The sequence below is a fragment of the Streptomyces sp. NPDC127100 genome (genome assembly GCF_042724095.1).
In the GTDB taxonomy this organism is placed as follows: domain Bacteria; phylum Actinomycetota; class Actinomycetes; order Streptomycetales; family Streptomycetaceae; genus Streptomyces.
Genome location: NZ_JBHXFL010000004.1, coordinates 73,499 through 94,599, shown reverse-complemented (window position 1 = coordinate 94,599; position 21,101 = coordinate 73,499). Strand labels below are relative to the sequence as shown.

At 73.7% G+C, this 21,101-nt stretch carries 23 protein-coding genes; 10 read left to right on the top strand and 13 right to left on the bottom strand.

The window, feature by feature from the left end; genetic code table 11:
- The first annotated feature begins 29 nt into the window (after positions 1-29).
- Complete coding sequence (locus tag ACFWJB_RS06890) at positions 30-338, top strand: hypothetical protein (RefSeq protein ID WP_386920706.1); 309 nt, start codon at positions 30-32, stop codon at positions 336-338.
- Positions 339-409: 71 nt separating this feature from the next.
- Here the strand turns inward: ACFWJB_RS06890 and ACFWJB_RS06885 are convergent, their stop codons facing one another.
- The 4 genes from ACFWJB_RS06885 to ACFWJB_RS06870 all read right to left on the bottom strand — a co-directional run bounded on the left by ACFWJB_RS06885 (position 410) and on the right by ACFWJB_RS06870 (position 4,819).
- A complete protein-coding gene (locus ACFWJB_RS06885; RefSeq protein ID WP_386920704.1) occupies positions 410-1,441 on the bottom strand; it encodes an SDR family oxidoreductase in 1,032 nt (343 codons plus the stop codon).
- A gap of 287 nt (positions 1,442-1,728) precedes the next feature.
- On the bottom strand, positions 1,729-3,039 hold the full coding sequence (locus ACFWJB_RS06880) for an aromatic acid exporter family protein (RefSeq protein WP_386920702.1): 1,311 nt from the start codon (positions 3,037-3,039) through the stop codon (positions 1,729-1,731).
- A 40-nt stretch (positions 3,040-3,079) separates the two neighbouring features.
- Positions 3,080-3,736, bottom strand: a complete 657-nt coding sequence (locus ACFWJB_RS06875; protein WP_386920700.1) for an HAD family hydrolase — start codon at positions 3,734-3,736, stop codon at positions 3,080-3,082.
- Positions 3,737-3,781: 45 nt separating this feature from the next.
- Positions 3,782-4,819 (bottom strand): PHP domain-containing protein, encoded by a 1,038-nt coding sequence (locus ACFWJB_RS06870; RefSeq protein WP_386920698.1) that lies wholly within the window; start codon positions 4,817-4,819, stop codon positions 3,782-3,784.
- A gap of 136 nt (positions 4,820-4,955) precedes the next feature.
- Between ACFWJB_RS06870 and ACFWJB_RS06865 the strand changes: the two genes are divergently transcribed.
- The 3 genes from ACFWJB_RS06865 (at position 4,956) to ACFWJB_RS06855 (ending at position 7,274) form a co-directional block, all read left to right on the top strand.
- Positions 4,956-5,765, top strand: a complete 810-nt coding sequence (locus tag ACFWJB_RS06865) for an SDR family oxidoreductase (RefSeq protein WP_386920696.1) — start codon at positions 4,956-4,958, stop codon at positions 5,763-5,765.
- Between the two features lie 97 nt (positions 5,766-5,862).
- A complete protein-coding gene (locus ACFWJB_RS06860; protein ID WP_385459310.1) occupies positions 5,863-6,099 on the top strand; it encodes a hypothetical protein in 237 nt (78 codons plus the stop codon).
- 62 nt (positions 6,100-6,161) lie between these two features.
- Complete coding sequence (locus tag ACFWJB_RS06855) at positions 6,162-7,274, top strand: ABC transporter substrate-binding protein (RefSeq protein WP_386920694.1); 1,113 nt, start codon at positions 6,162-6,164, stop codon at positions 7,272-7,274.
- Positions 7,275-7,312: 38 nt separating this feature from the next.
- Here ACFWJB_RS06855 and ACFWJB_RS06850 read toward each other — a convergent pair whose 3' ends face one another.
- The 4 genes from ACFWJB_RS06850 to otr(A) all read right to left on the bottom strand — a co-directional run bounded on the left by ACFWJB_RS06850 (position 7,313) and on the right by otr(A) (position 12,023).
- On the bottom strand, positions 7,313-8,560 hold the full coding sequence (locus tag ACFWJB_RS06850) for an RICIN domain-containing protein (protein WP_385459314.1): 1,248 nt from the start codon (positions 8,558-8,560) through the stop codon (positions 7,313-7,315).
- A gap of 151 nt (positions 8,561-8,711) precedes the next feature.
- Positions 8,712-9,251 carry a VanZ family protein gene (locus tag ACFWJB_RS06845; protein ID WP_385459316.1) on the bottom strand — a complete coding sequence of 180 codons (540 nt, stop codon included), beginning with the start codon at positions 9,249-9,251 and terminating at the stop codon, positions 8,712-8,714.
- Between the two features lie 116 nt (positions 9,252-9,367).
- The gene (locus tag ACFWJB_RS06840) at positions 9,368-10,030 is read right to left on the bottom strand and encodes a DUF4230 domain-containing protein (RefSeq protein ID WP_386920692.1); all 663 of its coding nucleotides are present in this window, start codon (positions 10,028-10,030) and stop codon (positions 9,368-9,370) included.
- Positions 10,031-10,139: 109 nt separating this feature from the next.
- Positions 10,140-12,023 (bottom strand): tetracycline resistance ribosomal protection protein Otr(A), encoded by a 1,884-nt coding sequence (otr(A), locus tag ACFWJB_RS06835; protein ID WP_386920690.1) that lies wholly within the window; start codon positions 12,021-12,023, stop codon positions 10,140-10,142.
- A gap of 191 nt (positions 12,024-12,214) precedes the next feature.
- On the opposite strand from otr(A), the gene ACFWJB_RS06830 reads away from it, so the two are divergent.
- Positions 12,215-13,168 (top strand): ribose-phosphate diphosphokinase, encoded by a 954-nt coding sequence (locus tag ACFWJB_RS06830; protein WP_386920688.1) that lies wholly within the window; start codon positions 12,215-12,217, stop codon positions 13,166-13,168.
- On the opposite strand, the gene ACFWJB_RS06825 is transcribed toward ACFWJB_RS06830, so the two are convergent.
- Both ACFWJB_RS06825 and ACFWJB_RS06820 read right to left on the bottom strand, forming a co-directional pair.
- Positions 13,134-13,520 carry an anti-sigma factor antagonist gene (locus ACFWJB_RS06825; protein ID WP_385459324.1) on the bottom strand — a complete coding sequence of 129 codons (387 nt, stop codon included), beginning with the start codon at positions 13,518-13,520 and terminating at the stop codon, positions 13,134-13,136. The two genes, ACFWJB_RS06830 and ACFWJB_RS06825, sit on opposite strands and share 35 nt — an antisense overlap.
- 125 nt (positions 13,521-13,645) lie before the next feature.
- The gene (locus ACFWJB_RS06820; RefSeq protein WP_386920685.1) at positions 13,646-14,596 is read right to left on the bottom strand and encodes an NADP-dependent oxidoreductase; all 951 of its coding nucleotides are present in this window, start codon (positions 14,594-14,596) and stop codon (positions 13,646-13,648) included.
- A 71-nt stretch (positions 14,597-14,667) separates the two neighbouring features.
- Here ACFWJB_RS06820 and ACFWJB_RS06815 point away from each other — a divergent pair, with 71 nt between their 5' ends.
- Positions 14,668-15,636, top strand: a complete 969-nt coding sequence (locus ACFWJB_RS06815; protein ID WP_386920683.1) for a GlxA family transcriptional regulator — start codon at positions 14,668-14,670, stop codon at positions 15,634-15,636.
- Between the two features lie 176 nt (positions 15,637-15,812).
- Positions 15,813-16,208 (top strand): VOC family protein, encoded by a 396-nt coding sequence (locus ACFWJB_RS06810; protein WP_385459330.1) that lies wholly within the window; start codon positions 15,813-15,815, stop codon positions 16,206-16,208.
- A gap of 63 nt (positions 16,209-16,271) precedes the next feature.
- Here the strand turns inward: ACFWJB_RS06810 and ACFWJB_RS06805 are convergent, their stop codons facing one another.
- Together ACFWJB_RS06805 and ACFWJB_RS06800 are read right to left on the bottom strand one after the other, a co-directional pair.
- Positions 16,272-16,574 carry a DUF4235 domain-containing protein gene (locus tag ACFWJB_RS06805; RefSeq protein ID WP_385459332.1) on the bottom strand — a complete coding sequence of 101 codons (303 nt, stop codon included), beginning with the start codon at positions 16,572-16,574 and terminating at the stop codon, positions 16,272-16,274.
- A gap of 58 nt (positions 16,575-16,632) precedes the next feature.
- Positions 16,633-17,658, bottom strand: coding sequence for a glutathione S-transferase family protein (locus ACFWJB_RS06800; protein ID WP_386920681.1), 1,026 nt, complete (start codon positions 17,656-17,658; stop codon positions 16,633-16,635).
- A 227-nt stretch (positions 17,659-17,885) separates the two neighbouring features.
- On the opposite strand from ACFWJB_RS06800, the gene ACFWJB_RS06795 reads away from it, so the two are divergent.
- A complete protein-coding gene (locus ACFWJB_RS06795; RefSeq protein ID WP_386920906.1) occupies positions 17,886-18,812 on the top strand; it encodes a cation diffusion facilitator family transporter in 927 nt (308 codons plus the stop codon).
- Between the two features lie 66 nt (positions 18,813-18,878).
- On the opposite strand, the gene ACFWJB_RS06790 is transcribed toward ACFWJB_RS06795, so the two are convergent.
- Positions 18,879-19,328: a nitroreductase family deazaflavin-dependent oxidoreductase gene (locus ACFWJB_RS06790; protein WP_386920679.1), complete on the bottom strand. Its 450-nt coding sequence runs from the start codon at positions 19,326-19,328 to the stop codon at positions 18,879-18,881.
- A gap of 171 nt (positions 19,329-19,499) precedes the next feature.
- Between ACFWJB_RS06790 and ACFWJB_RS06785 the strand changes: the two genes are divergently transcribed.
- On the top strand, positions 19,500-20,042 hold the full coding sequence (locus ACFWJB_RS06785; RefSeq protein ID WP_386920677.1) for a flavoprotein: 543 nt from the start codon (positions 19,500-19,502) through the stop codon (positions 20,040-20,042).
- Between the two features lie 73 nt (positions 20,043-20,115).
- Entirely contained in the window at positions 20,116-21,084 is a 969-nt protein-coding gene (locus tag ACFWJB_RS06780; protein ID WP_385459340.1) for an aldo/keto reductase, read from the top strand.
- Positions 21,085-21,101: the final 17 nt, after the last annotated feature.

The window sequence follows — 21,101 nt, the reverse complement described above, 5'->3', positions numbered from 1 at the left end:
CCGGTGGAGCCACCGGAAGGGAGAGCGCCGTGACCGACCACCGCCTCGAGGGACCGGGCGAGAACGGTGTCCCCGTGCCGCGGGACCTGCCGGACCAGCAGGCCGGCACCGGGGAGGACCCCTGGGAGGCCGCGCCCTCCCGGAAGACGCGGGAGAACCCGGAGAAGCCGGAGGACCCCGAGGACACGGACGACGCCGGGGAAGGCGGCGACGGGTCCGCGGAGTCCGGCGACACGGACGTCCCCGACACGGACGAGGCCGGGACCGGCCGCCAGGGCGCGCCGCACTCGGGCAACGTGCACCCCGAGCACCCCGTACCCGACGAGTCCTCCGGCTGACGGCACCCCGGCGACAGACGGCCGGCCGGGACGGATCCGATCCGCCCGGCCGGCCTTTCCGCGCCCTGCCGTCAGCCGGCCCTACGCCCCCGCAACGGCTCCGTAGCCGCCCCCGCGCCCTGCTGGAAGCCACGCAGGAACTCCTCCAGGACCTCTGTCGCGGTGCGCACGGGGCGCCAGCCGAGTTCCGCCCGCGCCCGCGTGCAGTCCATGAGCGGGAGCCGCAGCACCGCGTCGAACAGGTGCGGGGACGCCGGCAGCAGACGCAGCCCCCACGCGGTGGCGATCGCCGTGCGGGCGGCCGTGCGGGGCAGCCGCACCGGTCGGGCGCCGGTCATCCCGCCCAGCAGTTCCGCGTCGACCGGCGGGTCGGCGGCCAGGTTGTACGGGCCCCGGGCGTCCTGTGTGAACACCGCCAGCCGGTAGGCGCCCGCCGCGTCGTCGGTGTGCAGTGCCTGCATCCGCAGTCCCGGGACGTCCGGCAGGAACGGCAGCAGCTCCGGACGGGCCAGCGGACCCGGCAGGTACTTGCCGCCGAAGATCCGGCGCTGCTCGCTCGCCGACTCCCGCTTGAAGAGGAAGGCCGGCCGCATCCGTACCACCCGGATGCCCGGGTGGTCGCGTTCGAAGGTGTCCAGGACCCGCTCCAGGTAGGCCTTCTCCCGGCAGTACGCCGCGTCCGGCCAGCCGTGTGTCGGCCACGACTCGTCCACGGCGTGCTCCTTCGGCCCCGGCGAGTACGCGCCGACCGACGAGGCGTGCACCAGCGTCGGCACTCCGGCCGCGGCCACCGCCTCGAAGACCCGCAGGGAGCCGAGGACGTTCGTGCGCCAGGTCGTCGCGGGATCGTGCGTCGGCTGGAACGCCCACGCCAGATGGATCACGGCGTCGGCGCCGGCGAGGAGACCGGCCGCGTCGGCCCGCTCGGAGGCCAGGTCGACGGCGGCCCACTCCGTCTTCGGCGGCGACCACTCGGGGATCCGCCGGGCCAGTCCCAGGACTGACCCGACCCGTGGGTCCTCCGAGAGGAGTCCCACCACGCTGGTGCCCACGTTGCCGGTGGCGCCCGTGACCACGATCCTGCTGCCCGTCGTACTGCTCACCTTCCGCTCCTCCCGTCCGCCTGCGAGGTCGGGGGCCACGGGTACCCCGCCCTGCCGCGGGCAAAGAAGAGCCCCGACCGGACGGGGGGATCACGGTCGGGGCGGTATGTGGGGCACGGACGGCGGTCGCCTCTCGGCGAGGGGCTCCACAGGGCTTCAGCCGAACAATCGTCCCTGTGGGCTGTAGGTGAGGCCCGGGGACACTGTCCCATCCGTACCCACGCACTGTTCAACGGCGCACACCCTCCCGGTGTTCCACCGTCTGTCGTGTTTTGGGGTGATCCGCGTCACTGGTCCACGGGCTCGGGATCGATCTCGGCCCACAGGTTCTCGGCCTGGAGCAGCAGCGCGCCCAGCACCGACGCCTGCGCGGCGCCCTGGCCGGCGTGCTCCCGCAGTCCGTCCTGCAACTGCCGGTGCAGCTCCTCCATCGTCTCCTCCGTCTCCTCGGTCGCCTCCCCGGCGTCCGTCGCGTCCGGCGTGTCCCGCCCGCCCCGTGCGTCCCCCGGGCGATGGCCCGTGAGACCGGCCAGCCGGTCGGCCTCCACGTGGCAGGAGTCGCCGATCAGCTTCAGCAGGCGCGCGTACAGGCCGAGGACCGGGCCCTCGGGCGGGGCGGGGGTGCGGTTCTCGTCGGCCGCCACGGCCAGCGTCCGGGTGAGCGACGTGATGTTGCCGGTGACCCGGGTCCACCGCTGGTCCTCCTCCTCGGGCGGCGCCGGGGGCGGTGCCCGGTGCAGCACCCGCAGCGGGCCGTGGGTCAGCCGCAGGCTCTCCTGACTCCAGGACCGGGCCGACGCGAGCGCCTGCACACGCCGCTGCAGCCGGGCGGCCTCGCCGGTCCAGCCGGCCGCGGTCTGCGCGTCCCACTCGTTCTCCCGCAGATCGGCCGCGACGGTGTGCAGGACGTCGCCCGCCTCCCGGGCCAGCGCCGCGAGGTTCTCGCGGACGTCCCGCAGATGGATCGGCGGCAGCACGAACGCGTTCACCGCGATGCCCACGATCGCGCCGAGCGCCGCCTGCCCCACCCGGTGCCCGACCGCCGACGCGGAGACCGGGGTTCCCGCGGCCAGGACGAACACCGCCGTGGTGGCCGCGTAGACGCCCTGCTGACCGAAGCGCGGCCAGTTCCCGAGCAGCATCAGCAACGGCAGGGACAGCGCCAGCGCCCCCGTGTTGTCATCGGTGACCGCCTGGGCCACGGAGGCCACCAGCGACCCGAGGCAGATCGCCCCGAACTGCTGCCCGGCCTGGCGTACGGAGCTGTAGACGGTGGCCTGGACGAGCACCACCGCCACCCAGGGGGCCATCAGCGCCATCGGGTCGTCGAGCCAGACGCCCGCCACGGCCCAGGCGAGCAGGCCCGCTCCCGCCGCCTTCAGCGACTGGACCACCAGGTCGCGTTCCCGGCCGGGGCCCCGCCCGGCGGCCAGGACGGCCTGCCCGACCGCAGCGGCCTCGCGCCGTACCCGGTCCACCGGCCGCGCTCCGCGGAGCGCCTGCGCCAGGGCGGTCCGCCACTGTCCCCGGCGTCCCGTGCCGCCCTTTCCGTCGTCGTCCCCGGTCGTTCGCCGGGTGTCGCGTTCCACGTCCGTCATACGCGTCGTACGGTGCCGTGCGTCCTCATGACCGGGCGGCTCATGCCAGCGGGCTGTTCGCGAGCGAGGACAGCAGGTGGGCCGGGTCCGCGTACACCGCTCCCGCGCCCGCCTCCTCCAGGTCGGCGCGCGGCAGCCCGCCGCACAGCACGCCCACGCACCGCACTCCGGCGCGGCTGCCCGCGCGCATGTCCCACACCGTGTCGCCGACGAACACCGCCCGCTCGGCCGGCACCCCGGCGAGCTCCAGGGCGTGCTCCACGGGTTCGGGCGCCGGCTTGCCCGCGTCGACGTCGTCTGCGCTCGCCGTGGCGGTGATCGCGTCGTCCGCGTCGATGGCCCGCCGCAGCGCGCCCAGCTCCGCGCCGCCCGCCGAGGTGGCGAGGACGACCGTCCAGCCGTCGCCCGCCAGCCGTCGCAGCAGTTCCCCCGCCCCCGGCAGCGCCGGCAGCCGGTCGAAGTACTGCCCGTACAGCGCCTTGTGGGCGGCGCTCAGCTCCGCGTCCCGGTCCTTGTCCCGGTCGTCGCCCAGCAGGTGGCCGATGAGGTCGGTGGAGGCCAGGCCCACCGCCCGGTGGACGGCGTGCATCGGCACCCGGTGGCCCGCCTGCCGAAAGGCCTCCCACCAGGTGACCACGTGCAGATGGTTGGTGTCGACGAGGGTTCCGTCGACGTCGAACACGGCCGCCCGTTCCATGCACCGTTCCCTTCTTCTCGCTGCGTGCGCCCGGCGGGTACCACGTCAGCCGCCCGCCACTCCGGCCGGTACCCTGCCCTCCCGCGTCCAGGCCAGCAGCTCGTCCAGCGACCAGGTCGTCACCACCCGCTCGGCGGGCACCCCGCACTCCTCGGCCCGCGCGCATCCGTGGACCTGCCAGTCCAGCTGTCCGGGCGCGTGCGCGTCGGTGTCGACCGAGAACAGCACGCCCGCCTCCACCGCCCGGCGCAGCAGCCGCCGCGGCGGATCGAGCCGCTCCGGCCTGCTGTTGATCTCCACGGCGGTGCCGGACTCCGCACAGGCGGCGAACACGGCGTCCGCGTCGAACTGCGACTCCGGCCGCCCCCGCCCGGTCACCAGCCGCCCGGTGCAGTGCCCGAGGACGTCCGCGTGCGGGTCGCGGACGGCGGCCACCATGCGGCGGGTCATCGCGCGGGCGTCCATCCGCAGCTTGGAGTGCACGGACACCACCACGACGTCCAGCCGCTCCAGCAGCTCCGGTTCCTGGTCCAGCGAGCCGTCGTCGAGGATGTCGCACTCGATGCCGGTCAGCAGCCGGAACGGCGCCCACGTCCCGTTCAGCTCCGCCACCACGTCGAGCTGCTCGCGCAGCCGCTCCGGGGACAGGCCGCGGGCCACCGTCAGCCGGGGCGAGTGGTCGGTCAGCGCCGCCCACTCGTGTCCGAGTGCCGCCGCGGCCCGCCCCATCTCCTCGATCGGGCTGCCGCCGTCCGACCAGTCGGAGTGCAGATGGCAGTCGCCGCGCAGCCGGGCCAGCAGCTCCTCGCCCCCTTCCGCGAGCGGGGACCGCGCCTCGCCCTCCAGCTTCTCCAGGTAGCCGGGCACCTGCCCGGCCAGCGCCTCCCGCGCCACCTGCGCCGTCTTCGGCCCGACCCCCTTGAGGGACTCCAGCGAACCGGCCTCCGCCCGCTCGCGCAGCTCGGCGGCGGGCAGCCCGCCGAGCACCCGGGCCGCGGTGCGGAAGGCCCGGACGCGGTAGGTCGGCTCCTGCGACCGCTCCAGCAGGAAGGCGATCCGGTCCAGCGCCTCGACGGGGTCCATCGGCACCTCCTCCTCGGGTACCTCCAGGGTTCCCCGGCGGGCCGGGGACCGCACGGCGGCTCCGGCGGTTTGCCCGCACGGCCCCCGGGTACTGCGATGCCCCGGTACACCGTCCGCACCGACGAGGAGGCCCGTCGTGCCCCGTCCCACGCCGACCGACACCAGGGTGGCCGTCGTCACCGGTTCCGACTCGGGGATCGGCCGCGCCACCGCCGTACGCCTGGCCGAGGCGGGCATGGACATCGGCATCACCTGGCACACCGACGAGAAGGGCGCCGAGCGGACGGCCGAGGAGGTCCGGGCGCTGGGCCGCCGCGCCGAGGTCGCCCACGTGGACCTGACCCGGCTGCCCGGGGCCGCGGACACGGTGGACGCGCTGTGCGAACGGCTCGGCCGGATCGACGTCCTGGTCAACAACGCCGGTACGGGCACCGCCACGCCCTTCCTCGACCTGGGACTCGACGACCTGCGCCACGTCCTCGACGTCGACCTGGCCGGGCCCTTCCTGTGCGGGCAGAACGCGGCCCGGCGCATGATCCGTCAGGGCGACGGCGGCCGGATCGTCAACGTGACGTCCGTGCACGAGCACCAGCCGCGGGTGGGCGCGGCACCGTACTGCGCGGCCAAGGGCGGCCTCGGCCTGCTCACCCAGGTCATGGCGATCGAGCTCGCCGAACACGGCATCACCGTGAACGCGGTGGCCCCGGGCGAGATCGCCACCCCGATGACCGGCCAGGAGGACACCGATCCGCGGGCCGAACGCCGCCCCGGCGTGCCGCTCGGCCGGCCCGGAGACGCCCGCGAGGTCGCCGCCGTCATCGCCTTCCTCGCCGGACCCGAGGCCTCGTACGTCACCGGCGCGTCCTGGAGCGTGGACGGCGGCATGCTCCGCATGGGCCCGATGGCCGGATCGCACCTGACGGGCGACGACTGGCGCCGCCCCTGAACGGGAGGTGACGGCCGCGGGCGGTCCCCGCCGGCACGGGCCCTCGCGGACGGGGTCACGAGGCGCCGCTTCCCGGGTTGCGGCCTACCCTCGATGCATGACCGAAATCGCGAGCCCGCACATCGGCAGTCCGCGGATCCTCGTGCTCGGGGTGCAGCCGGGCACGCCGCCGTTCCGGATCGTGGAGATCGACGGACAGGTGGTCGGAGAGGCGACGACCGTCATCGACGTCCTGGAGGCCGCCGCCGCCTTCGGCATCAGGGTCCACGACCTCGACGACCCCGACGTGGTCCGCTGGGTGGGCGGGGACAAGTTCACCTGGACGCCGCGGTAGCCCGCGCCGGACCGGACGGCGGACGGATAATCGGTTGCCCGCCGGTGACACCGGCGGATGCAATGTGCCGCATGGTCACCCAGGCGCGCCCGTCGCGGCGGCTCCAGGAGAACGTACGGATCGGGGCTCTCGTCCCGCTCACTCCGCCCGGCTGGACCGAGGCGGGCCGGCACCTGCTCGCCGGACTCGAACTGGCCGTGGGCGAGGTCAACGAGGCCGGCGGGATCCTCGGACGACCGCTCGAGCTGCTCGTCCGGGACACCGCGGCCGATCCGGACAGGGCCGCGGCGGCCGTGGAGGAACTGGCGGAGCTGGGCGTGGCCGCCCTGGCGGGGGAGTACCACAGCGTCGCCGCCCGTGCCGCGGCCGGCAGGGCCGACGCCCTCGGTGTGCCGTTCCTGTGCTCGTCGGCGGTCCTCGACGCGCTCACCGACCGGCCGACGGACCGGGTCGCGCGCCTCGCCCCGGCACAGTCCCGCGGCTGGCGGCTCTACGCGGACTTCCTCCGCGGGGCGGGGCACGACCGCATCGCCGTCGCGGCCCAGCCGAGCGTCTACTGGGCGTCGGGGACCCGCATCCTGCGGGACCACCTCGCCCCGAGCGGCGGCACGGTCGTCGAACTCGACCTGAGCGCGCTGGACCCCGCGGACGTGTGCGACGAGATCGCCGCACACCGCGCGACGGCTCTCCTGCTGCTGGCCGGTCACCCGGAGCCCGCGGTGTCGGTCGTCCGGGCCGTCCGTCGCGACCGGCGCCTCGCCGGGGTCCTCGTCGGAGCTCCCGCCGGGCAGCCGGAGTTCGCCGAGTGGACGGCGTCGCTGGGCCAGGACGGCGCCGCGGTCCCGTTCCTGCGCTACCTGCCCGAGCGCCTCGGCCCGCTCGGGGCACGCGTCGAGTCGGCGCTGCGCGAACGGCTGGCCGAGGCACCCTCGTTCGTCGCCCTGGAGGGGTACGACGCGGTCGTCGTCCTCGCCGAAGCGCTGCGCGCCCACGGCGCGGACCGGGCGGGCACGGCGGCGGCCTGGCCGCGGGTCGCGGTCGAGGGCACCCGAGGGCCGATCCGGTTCTCCCGCACGCCGGGCATCGGCGTCTGGCAGTGGACGTGGCCGCCCGTCCAGGTCGTCGACCGGGATCCGGAGGAACCCGGCCGCTTCAGGATCCTCCACGCCGGCTGAGAGCGCCGGGGACCCGCGTGCGGGCCCCCGGCTCCGGGTCAGCCGACCGTCCACTTCTGGTTGGCGCCGCCCGTGCAGGTCCAGATCTGCAGCCGGGTGCCGTTGGCCGAGCTGTTGCCGGTGACGTCGAGGCACTTGTCGGCCTGCGGGTTGACGATGTCGCGCGCGCCGGTGACGACCCACCGCTGGGCGGCGCTGCCGTTGCAGTCCCACAGCTGGACGACCGTGCCGTCCGCGGTGCCGCCGCCGTTGACGTCCAGGCACTTGCCGAGCGCCCGGACCGTGCCGTCGGATCCCACCGTCCACCGCTGGGCGGCGGTGCCGTTGCAGTCGTAGAGCTGCACCGGGGTGCCGTTGGCGGTGTTCGCGGCGGCGACGTCCACGCACTTGCCGGCCAGGCCGCGGATCGCGCCGCCGTTCGCCGAGTCGCTCGTGGTCACCGACACGTGGTCCACCACGAGGGTCTGCGGGAAGGCCGTGGAGCCGTCCGGGTCGCCGGGCCAGTAACCGCCGACCGCCAGGTTGAGGATCAGGAAGAAGGGCTTGTTGAACACCCACTGCCTGCCGCCGAGATCGGCCGGCGTGCGCCGCTGGTAGACGTTGCCGTCCACGGACCAGGTGATCGAGTCGGGGGCCCAGTCGACGGCGAAGGTGTGGAAGCCGTCCGCGAAGGCCTGGCCGCCCGGCAGGGTGTAGCCGGCGCCGATACCGCCCGAACCGGAGTAGCCGGGGCCGTGGATGGTGCCGTGCACGGTGGAGGGCTCGAAGCCGACGTTCTCCATGATGTCGATCTCGCCCGAATCGGGCCAGTTGACCGGTGTGCCGAGCATCCAGAAGGCCGGCCACATGCCCTGCCCGCGCGGCACCTTCATCCGCGCCTCGACGTGCCCGTACTGCGCGGTGAACTTCCCGGAGGTGTTCAGCCGGGCCGAGGTGTACTGGCAGGTGCCGTACCAGCACTGGTAGTTGGCCGGGTTCTCCTTGCGGGCCGTGATGACCAGGTGCCCCTGGCCGTCCAGGGCCGCGTTCCTGGTGCCGGAGGTGTAGTACTGCCGTTCGTGGTTGTTGACGTTGTCGCCGGTCTCGGTCTGCCACTTGGAGGAGTCGACGGCCGCACCGGCCGGGCCGTCGAAGGTGTCGGAGAAGGTCACGGCGGCGGCCGCGCTGCCGGCGGCCGCGGGCCTGTCGGGCCGGGCCTCGGCGGAGCCGGTGACGAGCGAGGCGGCCAGTCCGGCGGACAGGGCTGCGGCGAGGAGACATCTGCGGAGCAGGGGTGGGCGGGCCACGGCTCTCCCTTTCGTGCGGCGCCCCGTCACGGGGGGCGCCGGCAGAGGTGGGGGGTAAGGGTGTCGCCTCTTGATTTAAGGATTGAGGTAAGGGTCCGTCAATACTTTGGTACGGACCACCTGAACCCGTTCCGGGAGAAGCCCGCCCCGCTCAGTCACGGGGCCGGCGCGCGTGCACGGCGCGGCTGGTCCGCCGCCCCAGCAGCAGATAACCGATCAGCGCGCCCGTGCTGTTGAGGATCACGTCGTCGATGTCGAAGGCCCGCCCGGTGATCAGGGCACCCTGCGCGAACTCCACCAGCAGCATCACGAAGGCGGTCAGCAGCAGCACTCGCAGCACCCCGCGTGTGCGCGGGGCGATCACCGGAACCAGGACGCCGAAGGGCACGCCCAGCAGCAGGTTGCCGCCGATCTGCTTGACGGCGTCGCGCAGCGCGGGCTGGTCGAGGTAGGCCCGCAGGGAGCGCCCCGGATGCATGTTGGTGTGGGTCAGCGCCTCCGAGGCGGGGGAGGGGTTCAGGGTCAGCCGGGCCAGTACGGCCGCGAACGCCACCATGAACAGGAACGCCAGCGTCATCGCCAGCAGGCGCAGCGGGAGGGCGAGCGGGCGCCGTTCGCTCCGGTCGGTGTCCCGCGCCTTGGCGGTGCGGGGGCGTGTCAGGAAACTCGGTCGTGATACGGCGCGAGCCATGAGGTCCTCCAGTAGTCAACGTCCCCGCGTGATGGGGCGGTTACCCGCGATGTCGCCGTGGATGCCGGGGCGTTTTCCGGCCCGGCCGGGGGCCGCCCCGGCCCCGCCGGAAGCGTTCAGGAGCCGTAGGTCACCCGTACCTCCTCGAAGCCGAGGGAACGCAGCAGGCCCTGGAGCATCGCCGTGGTGTTGCCCTCGGCGCGCGCGGTCAGCTCGCTGTCCTTCGCGGCCTCGCCGATGTGCCGGGCGGCGAGCTTCTGCACCGTCTGCTCACCGTTCGGGTTGTCCGAGAACAGGTCGCCGAGACGGTCGAGGAGGCCGCGCTGCTTGGAGACGGCGTACGAGTGCTCGGGGTCGAGGGCCGGCTTGCCGAGCGCGGCGTGCGGCAGCCGCAGCGTGGCCGACGTGCGCTCGTCGTTCACCGTCACGTCGTTCTCGCCCACCTGGCCGAGGTCGACGTAGGCGTCGACGGTGCCGGCCCCGACGTACAGGGTGCGGCTGCCGCGGATCGCGTCGGGCAGGAACCTGGTGTCCTTCTCCAGGTCCACGACGACCTGGAAGGAACCGGAGGCGGCCTCGTAACGGCTGATGTCCTGGATGGACTTCAGCAGCGCGGGTCCCGAACGGTCGTGGGTCTCGGAACCGAACAGGTCCTTGAGGCCCGGCACGATGCTCAGCCGCAGTCCCGCGAACAGCACGACGAGCACCAGCACGATCGCGCTCAGTGCCTTGGCCCAGCCGGGCATCCGCCCGGGGAGGTGCCTGATGGGAGTCGTCATGGTGAAGGCCCTCCTTCCTACTGTCCGCCTGCCCCTCATCTCCCGTGCCAGACGGGGCAGTTGGAGATGAGACGGCGGCGTGCGGGCGGACGGGAGACGCGGCCGGCGGTCAGCGCGGTGGTTTCAGCGGCCGGTCCTGCGAGGGGCGGGAGGACCACACCGCCTCCCCGCGCGTGAGCCCCGGCAGGCGCAGTTCGGCCTCCCGCACCCGCCGGGCCGGCAGTTCGCCGGAGATCAGCCAGGCGGTGTCGCCCCCCGTCGTCCCGGTGAAGTCCGCCCCCAGCGCGGCGAGCTGCGCGGTCACGGGCGCCAGCGCGTCCGGCGGCACCTCGGCCTCGAACGCGTGGTACGGCTCGTAGAGGCGCGTTCCCGCCTGCCGCAGGGCCCTCCGCAGGACGATCGGGGTCAGTCCGCGGAAGTCGGCGGCCGTGCTGAGCGGGGAGCTGAAACCGGAGCGGATCAGCGTCACCCGGTAGTCGGTCACCGCCACGCCGGCCGGTCCGGTCAGCAGCGTGGCGTGGACCGTCTCCTCCACGGCCTGGTGGAAGGCGCGGGGGAGGGCGCCGAGTTCCGTCTCGTACCCGAAGACCCCGCCCGAGCCGCGCGGCCCCGGCTCGACGCGCAGCCCGATCGTCGCCCAGTAGCGGGTGTGGTCGTGCCACGGCATCTCGTCGACGGCCTCACCGGTGCCGGCCGGGCGCTCCAGGAACCGGACGCGCCCCGGTGAGAACTCCGCCTCGATGCCGAACTCCCCGGCCAGGGTCGCCGCGAGGACCTCCATCTGCACCTCGCCGTACAGCAGCAGAGCGGTGGCTCCGGACTCCGCCGGGCGGGCATGCAGCAGCGGGTCCTGGTCGGCGAGGGCGAGCAGCGCCGACCGCAGCCGCGCCGCCTGCTCGGGACGCCGGGCCCGGACGAGGGTCTCCAGGGTCGGCGGCGCGAACTGCGGCGCACGGCCGGTGACGGGGCCGAGCCGGTCGCCGACGCGCAGGGCGGCCGGACCCGACAGGGCGGCGATGTTCCCGGCGGTGAGCGTCCCGGACCCGCCGATCACCTCCAGGCGCGTCACCCGGCCGTGGACCTCGCCGGTCCGGCCGTCGGACTCGCGCCGCAGGAAGGTCAGCCGCTGGCGCGGGCGCACCTCGCCGTCGTACAGCCGCAGATACGCCGTCCGCTCGCCGCCCGGTCCGGGGCGGACGGCGAACACCGTGCCGCGCGGTGGCACCGGGCCGGCCGCCGGTGAACGGGCGGGGACCAGCCGGACCAGGCCCTCGGCCAGCTCCGCGACGCCCTGGCCGCCGAGCGCCGAGCCGAAGTACAGCGGATGGCACGAGCCGTCGGCGGTCCGGGCGGCGAGCGCGGCGCGCACCTCGCCGGCGGTCGGCTCCGGGCCGTCCACGAAGGCCGCCAGCATGCCGGGGTCCACCTCGGCGAGCACCTCGGCGGCACGGGCGCGCACCGGCGGGTCCGTCAGGCGGCAGGGCCGGACGCGGGCACCGGCACCGCCGAGCCCGGCGGCCACCTCCGTCAGGGGCACGACGTGCGGAGTCAGCCGGTGCCGGATGCCGTCGAGCAGCTCCTCGGCGCGGGCACCGGACCGGTCGATCTTGTTGACGAAGAGGAGCGTGGGCAGCCGCAGCCGCCGCAGGGTGCGCATCAGCACCCGCGTCCGCGCCTGGACGCCCTCCACGGCGGACAGCAGCAGCACCGCGCCGTCGAGGACCTCCAGGGCGCGCTCGACCTCGGCCACGAAGTCGGAGTGGCCGGGGGTGTCGATCAGGTTGACCTGGGTGTCGCCGACGGTGAACGCGGCGACCGCGGAGCGGATGGTGATGCCGCGCCGGCGCTCGATCTCGCCGTCGTCCGTACGGGTGTCGCCGGCGTCGACGCTGCCGAGCCGGTCGACGGCCCCGTGGTCGAAGAGCAGCCGTTCGGTGAGGCTGGTCTTACCGGCGTCGACGTGGGCCAGAATTCCGATGTTCAAAGTGCGCATGCGGGGATGAGTCCTCGAGAACCGTGGGCCGGAAGGGGCGCTGGGCGATGTCGAGGAGTCGGCGCATGCGAGGGATCCTGACCTGAGGGAACACGGACGGGCGTCATCATGACGCCCGCCCCCGGGTACGCCGCAACCGGATTTCCGTAAGCTGAGGTTCCGGCCGGACAGGATCACGCGAGGAGCGGTCCGTGCGAGACGTCGCCGTGTTCAGCGGTAGTGCCCACCCCGAGCTGGCCGAGGAGGTCTGCGCGCATCTGGGTGTGCCCCTCAGCCCCGTCCGGGTCAGCCGGTTCGCCAACGACTGCCTGGAGGTGCAGCTGCGGGCCAACTGCCGGGAGCGGGACGTCTTCCTGGTCCAGCCGCTGGTCAAGCCGGTGCAGGAGCACCTGGTCGAGCTGCTGCTGATGTGCGACGCGGCCCGCGGGGCGTCGGCCGGGCGCATCACCGTCGTCCTGCCGCACTACTCCTACGCCCGCTCCGACAAGAAGGACGCGCCGCGCATCTCGCTCGGCGGACGCCTGGTCGCCGACCTGCTGGTGGCGGCGGGCGCCGGCCGGGTCCTCACCATGACCCTGCACGCGCCCCAGGTGCACGGCTTCTTCACGGTCCCGGTCGACCATCTGCACGCGCTGCGCGAACTGGCCGCGCACTTCCGCCGGTACGACCTGACCCGCACGACGGTGGTCTCGCCTGACCTCGGCAACGCCAAGGAGGCCGCCGCGTTCGCGCGCATGCTCGGTGCCCGGGTCGCGGCGGGCGCCAAGCAGCGGCACGCCGACGACCGGGTCACCGTCAGCACCGTGATCGGGGACGTCACCGGGCGCGACGTCATCGTGCTCGACGACGAGATCGCGGGCGGGAGCACCGTGCTCGAGCTCCTCGGCCGGCTGCGGGAGCAGGGGCCGCGCACGATCCGCCTCGCCTGCACGCACGGGCTGTTCGCGGCCGGTGCGCTCGGCCGGCTCAGTGAGCAGCCCGACGTGCTGGAGATCGTGTGCACCAACACGGTGCCGGTGCCGGCCGGCGACCGCACGGAGAAGCTGCGGATCCTGTCCATCGCCCCGGCGCTGGCCGAGGCCGTGCGCCGCATCCACAACGGCGAGTCGGTCAGCGCCCTGTTCGACGCCCCGGCATCGGACTGACGCCGAGCACCTCCGCCAGGGTCGGCCGCGGGGGCAGCAACCGGGCGAGTCCGGTGATCCGCAGCATGCGCAGCGTCAGGGGATGGGCGCACACCAGGTGCACCTGGCCGTCCCGGTCGAGCACCCGGTGCCTGGCCCGGTACAGCAGCCGCAGCCCCGAGCAGTCGAAGAACTCGACCCCGCCGAGATCGAGCACGATCCGGGCGCCCGGGCGCCCCGTCTCCCGGTCCAGGTGCGGGAGGATCTCGGCGGCCGACGCGATGTCGATCTCGCCGAGGAACTCCAGCACCGTGTGCCCCCGGTCGCGGCGGACGCGCAGATGCCTGGTGAGCGACGCGGAATCCTGTCGCACGACGACAACGCCTCCAGCCTGCTCCGGGGGCCCAACTGCCCAAGCTCAATCGAAAGTTACCCCGAACGAGCGAGTTTGAGCATGTTCAATTGACATATGTCAGCGAACTCTCACAGCGCGGCCCGTCAGTCGACCACGAGGACCAGCTTGCCCGTCGTACGGCCCGTCTCACCGAGCTCGTGGGCCCGAGCCGCGTCGGCCAGCGGGAACGTCCGCTCGACCGAGGCCCGCAGTGCGCCCGACTCGACCAGCCCGGCGATCTCCCGCATGTCGGCCCGGTCCGCGTCGACGAGCATCCGCACCGCCCGCACACCGAGCCGCTCGGCCTCCTGGTGGAACTCGTCCGAACCGACCGGCAGGATCGACACCACGATCCCGCCCGGCCGCAGCACGCGCAGGGACCGCAGCGAGGTCTCGCCGCCGATCGTGTCCAGCACGACGTCGACGTCCTTCACGGCCTCGGTGATGTCCGTCTCCCGGTAGTCCACCGTCTCGTCCGCGCCCAGGGAACGCAGGAACTCGTGCTTGCCCGCGCTCGCCGTGCCGATCACGTACGCGCCCCGGGCCTTGGCGATCTGCACCGCCACGTGGCCCACGCCGCCGGCCGCCGCGTGGATCAGCACCCGCTGCCCCTGCCGCAGGCCGGCCCGCTCCACCAGGGCCTGCCACGCCGTCAGCGACACCAGGGGCAGGGCGCCGGCCTGGACGTGGTCGATCCCTGCGGGCTTGTGGGTGAAGGTACGGGCCGGGGCGGTGACGTACTCGGCGTGGGAGCCGTGGCCGAACGGGTACGACAGCATGCCGAAGACCTCGTCGCCGGGCCGGAACGCGGCGACGCCGATCCCCACCGCCTCCACCACGCCCGAGACGTCCCAGCCCAGGACGAACGGGGGCTCGCCGAGGAAGCCGCCGTTCGCCCGGTGCTTCCAGTCGGTCGGATTCACTCCGGCGGCCCGCACCCGCACCAGCACCTCGTTGGGGCGCGGTTCGGGACGTTCCAGCCGTACCTCGCGCAGCACGTCGGGACCGCCGAGGGTGTCCTGGCTGATGGCTCGCATCGTTTTCACATCGCTCATGGTGACCCAGCCTGCCGCTCGCCGCCCTCCAGGGAAATGGCATGATTGCCACGCTCCGATAGAATCGTGCCATGAGGCAGAGGAACCGCCCGGCCGGGCGGACGGAACGGGTCGTGGTGCTGGCCCTCGACGGCGCGTACCCCTTCGAGCTGGGCATCCCCAGCAGGATCCTCGGCGCCGCCGACGGCCGCTACGAGGTGCTCACCTGCACCGTGGACGGCCGTCCGGTGCGCACCGACGCGGACTTCACCGTCACCGCCGACCACGGACCCGAGATCCTGGACTCGGCCGACACGGTGGTCGTCCCCGCCGTCTCGCCCTCCCTGGTCACCGCTGAACCGGCCCTCGAGGTCACCGCCGCCCTCGCGCGCATCCGCCCCGACGCCCGCATCGTCTCCATCTGCACCGGGGCCTTCGTGCTGGCCGCCGCCGGGCTCCTGGACGGTCGGCGGGCGACCACCCACTGGCAGCTCGCCGACCGGTTCCGGCACCTGTTCCCGCACATCCCCCTCGACCCGGACGTCCTCTTCGTGGCCGACGGACGCGTCATCACCTCGGCGGGCGCGGCCTCCGGCGTCGACGTCTGCCTCCACCTCGTGCGCGAGGACCACGGCAGCGAACTGGCCAACGCGGTCGCCCGCCGCTGTGTGGTCCCGCCCTTCCGGGACGGCGGACAGGCGCAGTACATCGAACAGCCGGTACCCGAGCAGGGCGCCGCGAGCACGGCGGCGACCCGGGCCTGGGCCCTGGACCACCTCGGCGAGCCCCTGACGCTGGCCCGCCTGGCCGCGCACGCCCGGATGAGCCTGCGCACCTTCGCCCGGCGCTTCCACGACGAGGTGGGCGTGAGCCCCGGCCGCTGGCTGACCCAGCAGCGCGTCGCCCGGGCCCGGCATCTGCTCGAGTCCAGCGACCTTCCGGTGGACCGGATCGCCGGCCAGGTCGGCTTCGCCACGGGAGCCTCGCTGCGTCAGCACCTGCACGCGGCGATCGGGGTCTCGCCCCAGGTGTACCGCCGGACGTTCCAGTCCACGCGCTGAGCGGACGAGGTCTCTGCCGGGTGGGGCGGCGGAAGGCGCGCGTTGTGACGCTTCGTCAGAAGACGGCCGCGGCACCGGCGTTGCCCGCGGCCGACTGATTCCGCCGGGCCGGGATATGCGCAAGGAAGAGGGCCGCGGGACACGGCGTCCCGTGCCCGGGATCCTTCGGAGGAGACATGGCACTGGTCAACGCGGGCGTCGTGGTGCTCGACTGCGCGGAACCCGAGAAGCTCGCCGAGTTCTACAAGGGGCTGCTGGGCGCGGAGGAGACCGACGTGTCCGCCAACCGCATCGACATCGAGGCACCCGGCGGCTTCCGCATGGGCTTCCGGCGGGACGTCAACGCGACCCCGCCGAGCTGGCCCCGCCCCGAGAACTCCCTCCAGGCCCACCTGGACTTCGTGGTGGAGGACCTGGACGAGGCCGAGCGCGGGGTCGTGGGGCTCGGCGGGCGTCCGCTGGAGGCGAAGGACGCGGCGGGCCCGCACGAGGAACGCGGCTTCTCCGACCCGGCGGGCCACTCCTTCACCCTGCGCCGCAGTACGCAGCCGACGGCACCCAAGCAGGGCTGAGGCCCCACGGCCCGGGTGCCGTCGGCGCGGCGGGTGCGGCGCGGCGGCCGGACTCCCGTCCGGTCAGTCCCGTCCGCCCTTGTCGCCCACGGGCCAGACACCCGTCGAGCGCTCGATCGCCTTGGCGCCCGTCCGGTCCACGGCACTGCGCACCACGGCGAAGATGGCGCCCTGGACCGCCGCGGCCAGGAGGATCTCACCCCAGCCCCGGTCCGGGTCCAGGGCGTCGGGCGCGTCGTCCTCGTGCCGGATCACCTTCCACGTCTTCTGGAAGGCCATGCCGGCCAGCGCGCCGCCCGCCCAGCCCAGCACGAAGCCGACGGGCTTGTACGCGAGGGGAAGCTTCTGCTTCTTCTTCTTGCCCACGTGGGTCTCCTTCTCGTTTCGCTTGTGACATAGGGACGTGACGAGCACGGCCCGCGGGTCAGGGCCTGCCGCGCGCCGGTACCTCCTCGCCGGCGGGCACCGGCCCGGGCGGCGTGCCGTCGCCGAACGGGCGGCCGCCCAGCTCCTGCCGGTGGTGCGGCGTGAGCCAGCCGGACAGGTCCGGGCCCAGCGGCACGATCCCGGTCGGATTGATGCCGGTGTGGACCTGGTAGTAGTGGCGCTTGATGTGGTCGAAGTCCACGGTGTCGCCGAAGCCGGGCGTCTGGAACAGGTCGCGGACGTAGGCCCACAGCACCGGGCTCTCCGTCAGCTTCCAGCGGTTGCACTTGAAGTGGCCGTGATAGACGGCGTCGAAACGTACCAGCGTGGTGAACAGCCGGATGTCCGCCTCCGTGATCGTTTCCCCGACCAGGTAGCGCTGCCGCTCCAGCCGGGGGACCAACTGCTCCAGCCGGCGGAACACGCCCGAGCACGCGGCCTCGTACTCGTCCTGGCCGGTGGCGAAGCCCGCCCGGTACACGCCGTTGTTGACGTCCTGGTAGACGCCGGCCATCACCTCGTCGATCTCGTCGCGCAGCGCGTGCGGATACAGGTCGGGCGCACCCGGCCGGTGCAGGGACGTCCACTCGGTGGCGAAGTCCAGGGTGATCTGCTGGTAGTCGTTGGTCACCAGCCTCCCGCTGGGCACGTCGACGACCGCCGGCACACTCACCCCGCCCGGATAGCCGGTCTCCCGCCTGTCGTACGCCTCGCTGAGGAAGCGGATGCCGAGGACCGGATCACGGCCGTCCGGGTCCAGGGTGAACCGCCAGCTGCGGTCGTCCTGGACCGGATCGGCGACCGCCAGGGACAGGGCGTCCTCCAGACCGAGCAGCCGCCGGGACACCAGGGCCCGGCTCGCCCACGGACAGGCGCGGCTGACCACCAGCCGGTACCGGCCGGCCTCCACCGGCCAGCCGTCCCGGCCGTCCGCCGTGATCCGGTCGGCGAAATGGCTCCTGGACCGCTTGAACGCCTTCCTGCCGTAACCGCTGTTGCCGGGCGTCCCGTCGTCGCCGCTCATGGGACGTACCTCCCTGTCGTCGGTGGACCCTGGTAACGCGTTCCCCGTTTTCCGCCGTCGGCACTGGTGAGCCACCCACTAGGCGGGTGTGAGCCGGGCCGGCAGGGGGCAGTCGGCGAAACGTGAGCCGGACAACCTCGAACACGACAGCGAACGGGCGGACCGACGGAGAGGCGGACGACGGGACCGGAGGCAAGGCCGCCGGCAAGGAGGACCGCAGGACGCGGATCACCGTGCTGGTGGCCCTGGCGGCCAACCTGGTGATCGCGGTGGCCAAGGCGGTCGGCGGATTCCTCGCGGGGTCCCCCGCGCTGCTGTCGGAGGCGGCGCATTCGGTGGCGGACAGCCTGAACGAGGTCTTCCTCCTCGCCGCACTGCGCCGCAGCCGCCGTCCCGCCGACAGCCGCCACCCCTTCGGGTACGGCAAGGAACGCTTCTTCTGGTCCCTGCTGGCCGCCGTGGGCATCTTCGTCATGGGCGGCTGCTTCTCGTTCTTCCAGGGCGTCGAGGCCCTCCGGACGGGCGCGGAGGAGACGCTCAGCGGCTACGTGGCCGGGCTGATCGTGCTCGGCGTGGCCCTGCTCGCCGAGGGCGCCTCGCTGCTGCGGGCACTGCACCAGGTACGCGCGCAGGGCGGGGCCGCCGCCGGGCTGCGCGACCCGGCCCTGCGCACGGTCGTCGCCGAGGACGGCACCGCCGTGCTCGGCGTCACCCTCGCCATGATCGGCATGGCCCTGCACATGGTCACCGGACAGGTCGTGTGGGAGGCCTGCGCCTCGCTCGCCATCGGTGCGCTGCTCGTCTTCGTGGCCTACCGGCTGGGCCGCGAGGCCCGCGACCAGCTGATCGGCGAGGCCGCGGATCCGGAGGCGAGCGGCCGCATCCGCGCACTGCTCCGGGCACAGCCGGAGATCGACAGTGTCGAGGCGCTGTTCACGATGAAGACGGGCCTCGACTCCGCGCTGGTGGCCGCCCGCATCGACCTGGTGCCCGGCCTGGACAGCGAGCGGGTGGAGGAGGTGTCCATGCGCATCAAGAGGTCCATCGCGCGGACCGTCCCCGAGGCCCGCCAGATCTTCCTCGACGTCACCGACCGGCCCGCGCGGGAGGCAGCGGAAGGCCCCGCCGCGACGGGGGAGCGCGGCGGGGCCTGACCCTCGTGTGCCCGGCCGCGGCCGGGCCATGCCCACGGACCCGGGACTTCTTCGCCCGGCCCGCGATCAGTTGCCGCCGGCCGGTTCCAGGACGAAGACCGGGATCTCCCGGTCCGTCTTCTCCTGGTAGTCGGCGTACGTCGGGAACGCCGCGACGGCCCGCTCCCACCACTCGGCCTTCTCCGCGCCGGTGACCTCACGGGCCGTCATGTCCTGCTTCACGGGGCCGTCCTGGAGCTCCACGCGGGGATCGGCCTTGACGTTGTGGTACCAGACCGGGTGCTGGGGCGCCCCGCCCAGGGACGCGACCACCGCGTAGCGGCCGTCGTGCTCGACGCGCATCAGCGGCGTCTTGCGGATCTTGCCGCTGCGGGCGCCCCGCGTGGTCAGCACGATCACGGGCAGGCCCGTGTCCAGCAGGGTCGTCCCCTGCGTTCCGCCGGAGCTCTCGTACAGCTCCACCTGCTCACGAACCCACTGCGTCGGGCTGGGTTCGTACTCGCCCTCAAGAGGCATGGTTTCCGTCCCATCGTCGCGTCGTACGGCTGACCGGCACCGGCCGGTGCACGGTCCATCCTTACCGCATCCCGGCCGCGGACCGCCGACGGCCGCGCGACACGGTCCCGGCGGAGCGGGACGGCCCGTCCCCCCGGGCCCGGTGGCGCCGGCGTTGAGTAGGGTTCCGGCGTGACCCGACCGGCCCCGAGCACCGAGAAGCCCTTCCTCTACGTCGTCGTCTGCGCCGCCGGCGTGGCCGCCGGCGTCGGCGAGCTGATCACCGCCGCACAGGAACGCGACTGGGAGGTCGGCGTCCTCGCGACCCCGGCCGCCATGGGCGGCTTCTTCGACGCCGCCGCCGTCGAGGCGCAGACCGGCCGCCCGATCCGGTCGGACTGGCGGCGGCCGGGCGACGCGCGTCCCTTCCCGGCACCCGACGCCGTCGTGGCCGCGCCCGCCACCTTCAACACCGTCAACAAGTGGGCCGCCGGCCTCGCCGACACCCTCGCCGTGGCCACCCTGTGCGAGGCCTGCGGCCTCGGCGTTCCCGTCGCCGTCCTGCCCTGCGTGGCCGACGCGCTCGCCGCTCATCCCGCCTACCGGGAGAGCCTTGAACGGTTGCGCGGCATGGGAGTGCGCTTCGGCGACCCGTACACGGGCGAGGAGGAGGCGGACGGCGGGCGCCCCGACTTCGGCTGGGACCGGGCCCTCGACCTGATCGAGGGGAGCTGACCGGAGCGGGGCGCGGCCCCGGACGAGGACGTACGCTCGCCGGGTACCGATCCGGAAGGCAGGAGCAGCAACGATGCAGTACGTGAAGCTCGGTTCGACGGGCCTGGACGTGTCCCGCGTCTGTCTGGGGTGCATGACCTACGGCGTACCCGACCGCGGCACGCACGAGTGGACCCTCGACGAGGAGGCCTCGCGTCCGTTGATCCGGCAGGCGCTGGAGGCCGGCGTCACCTTCTTCGACACGGCCAACGTCTACTCCGACGGCACCAGCGAGGAGATCGTCGGCAAGGCGCTCGCGGACTTCGCCCGCCGGGACGAGATCGTGCTCGCGACCAAGGTGCACGGCCGGATGCGGCCCGGACCCAACGGCGCCGGACTGTCCCGGAAAGCGATCATGACCGAGATCGACCACAGCCTGCGGCGCCTGGGCACCGACTACGTCGACCTGTACCAGATCCACCGCTTCGACCCGCACACACCGGTCGAGGAGACGATGGAGGCGCTGCACGACCTGGTGAAGGCGGGCAAGGTGCGCTACATCGGGGCCAGTTCGATGTACGCCTGGCAGTTCTCCAAGATGCAGTACACCGCCGAGCGGCACGGCTGGACGAGGTTCGTCTCCATGCAGAACCACTACAACCTCCTCTACCGCGAGGAGGAGCGCGAGATGCTGCCGCTCTGCGCGGACCAGGGCGTCGGTGTGCTGCCCTGGAGCCCGCTGGCCCGCGGCCGCCTCACCCGCGACTGGGGTGCCGCCACCGGGCGCAGCGCCACCGACGCCTTCGGCAGCACGCTCTACCAGGAGGGCGACCGGGCCGTCGTCGAGGCCGTCACCCGCATCGCGGCGGAGCGCGGCGTACCGCGTGCCCAGGTGGCCCTCGCCTGGCTGCTGCACCAGGACACGGTGACCGCGCCGATCGTCGGCGCCGCCAGGCCGGGACACCTCGAGGACGCGGTGGCGGCCGTCGAACTCACCCTCGGCGACAAGGAGATCGAGGAGCTGGAGCGGCCGTACGCGCCGCACCCGGTCGCCGGTCACTGACAGCGAGGCCGCCGGGT

Excerpts from the sequence above, each read along its gene's own strand:
- ACFWJB_RS06790 (WP_386920679.1), bottom strand. The coding sequence starts at position 19,328 with ATGCCTCTTGAGGGCGAGTACGAACCCAGCCCGACGCAGTGGGTTCGT.
- ACFWJB_RS06815 (WP_386920683.1), top strand. The coding sequence starts at position 14,668 with ATGAGGCAGAGGAACCGCCCGGCCGGGCGGACGGAACGGGTCGTGGTG.
- ACFWJB_RS06845 (WP_385459316.1), bottom strand. The coding sequence starts at position 9,251 with ATGGCTCGCGCCGTATCACGACCGAGTTTCCTGACACGCCCCCGCACC.
- ACFWJB_RS06880 (WP_386920702.1), bottom strand. The coding sequence starts at position 3,039 with ATGACGGACGTGGAACGCGACACCCGGCGAACGACCGGGGACGACGAC.
- ACFWJB_RS06780 (WP_385459340.1), top strand. The coding sequence starts at position 20,116 with ATGCAGTACGTGAAGCTCGGTTCGACGGGCCTGGACGTGTCCCGCGTC.
- ACFWJB_RS06875 (WP_386920700.1), bottom strand. The coding sequence starts at position 3,736 with ATGGAACGGGCGGCCGTGTTCGACGTCGACGGAACCCTCGTCGACACC.
- ACFWJB_RS06810 (WP_385459330.1), top strand. The coding sequence starts at position 15,813 with ATGGCACTGGTCAACGCGGGCGTCGTGGTGCTCGACTGCGCGGAACCC.
- ACFWJB_RS06840 (WP_386920692.1), bottom strand. The coding sequence starts at position 10,030 with ATGACGACTCCCATCAGGCACCTCCCCGGGCGGATGCCCGGCTGGGCC.
- ACFWJB_RS06820 (WP_386920685.1), bottom strand. The coding sequence starts at position 14,596 with ATGAGCGATGTGAAAACGATGCGAGCCATCAGCCAGGACACCCTCGGC.
- ACFWJB_RS06870 (WP_386920698.1), bottom strand. The coding sequence starts at position 4,819 with ATGGACCCCGTCGAGGCGCTGGACCGGATCGCCTTCCTGCTGGAGCGG.
- ACFWJB_RS06855 (WP_386920694.1), top strand. The coding sequence starts at position 6,162 with ATGTGCCGCATGGTCACCCAGGCGCGCCCGTCGCGGCGGCTCCAGGAG.
- ACFWJB_RS06800 (WP_386920681.1), bottom strand. The coding sequence starts at position 17,658 with ATGAGCGGCGACGACGGGACGCCCGGCAACAGCGGTTACGGCAGGAAG.
- ACFWJB_RS06860 (WP_385459310.1), top strand. The coding sequence starts at position 5,863 with ATGACCGAAATCGCGAGCCCGCACATCGGCAGTCCGCGGATCCTCGTG.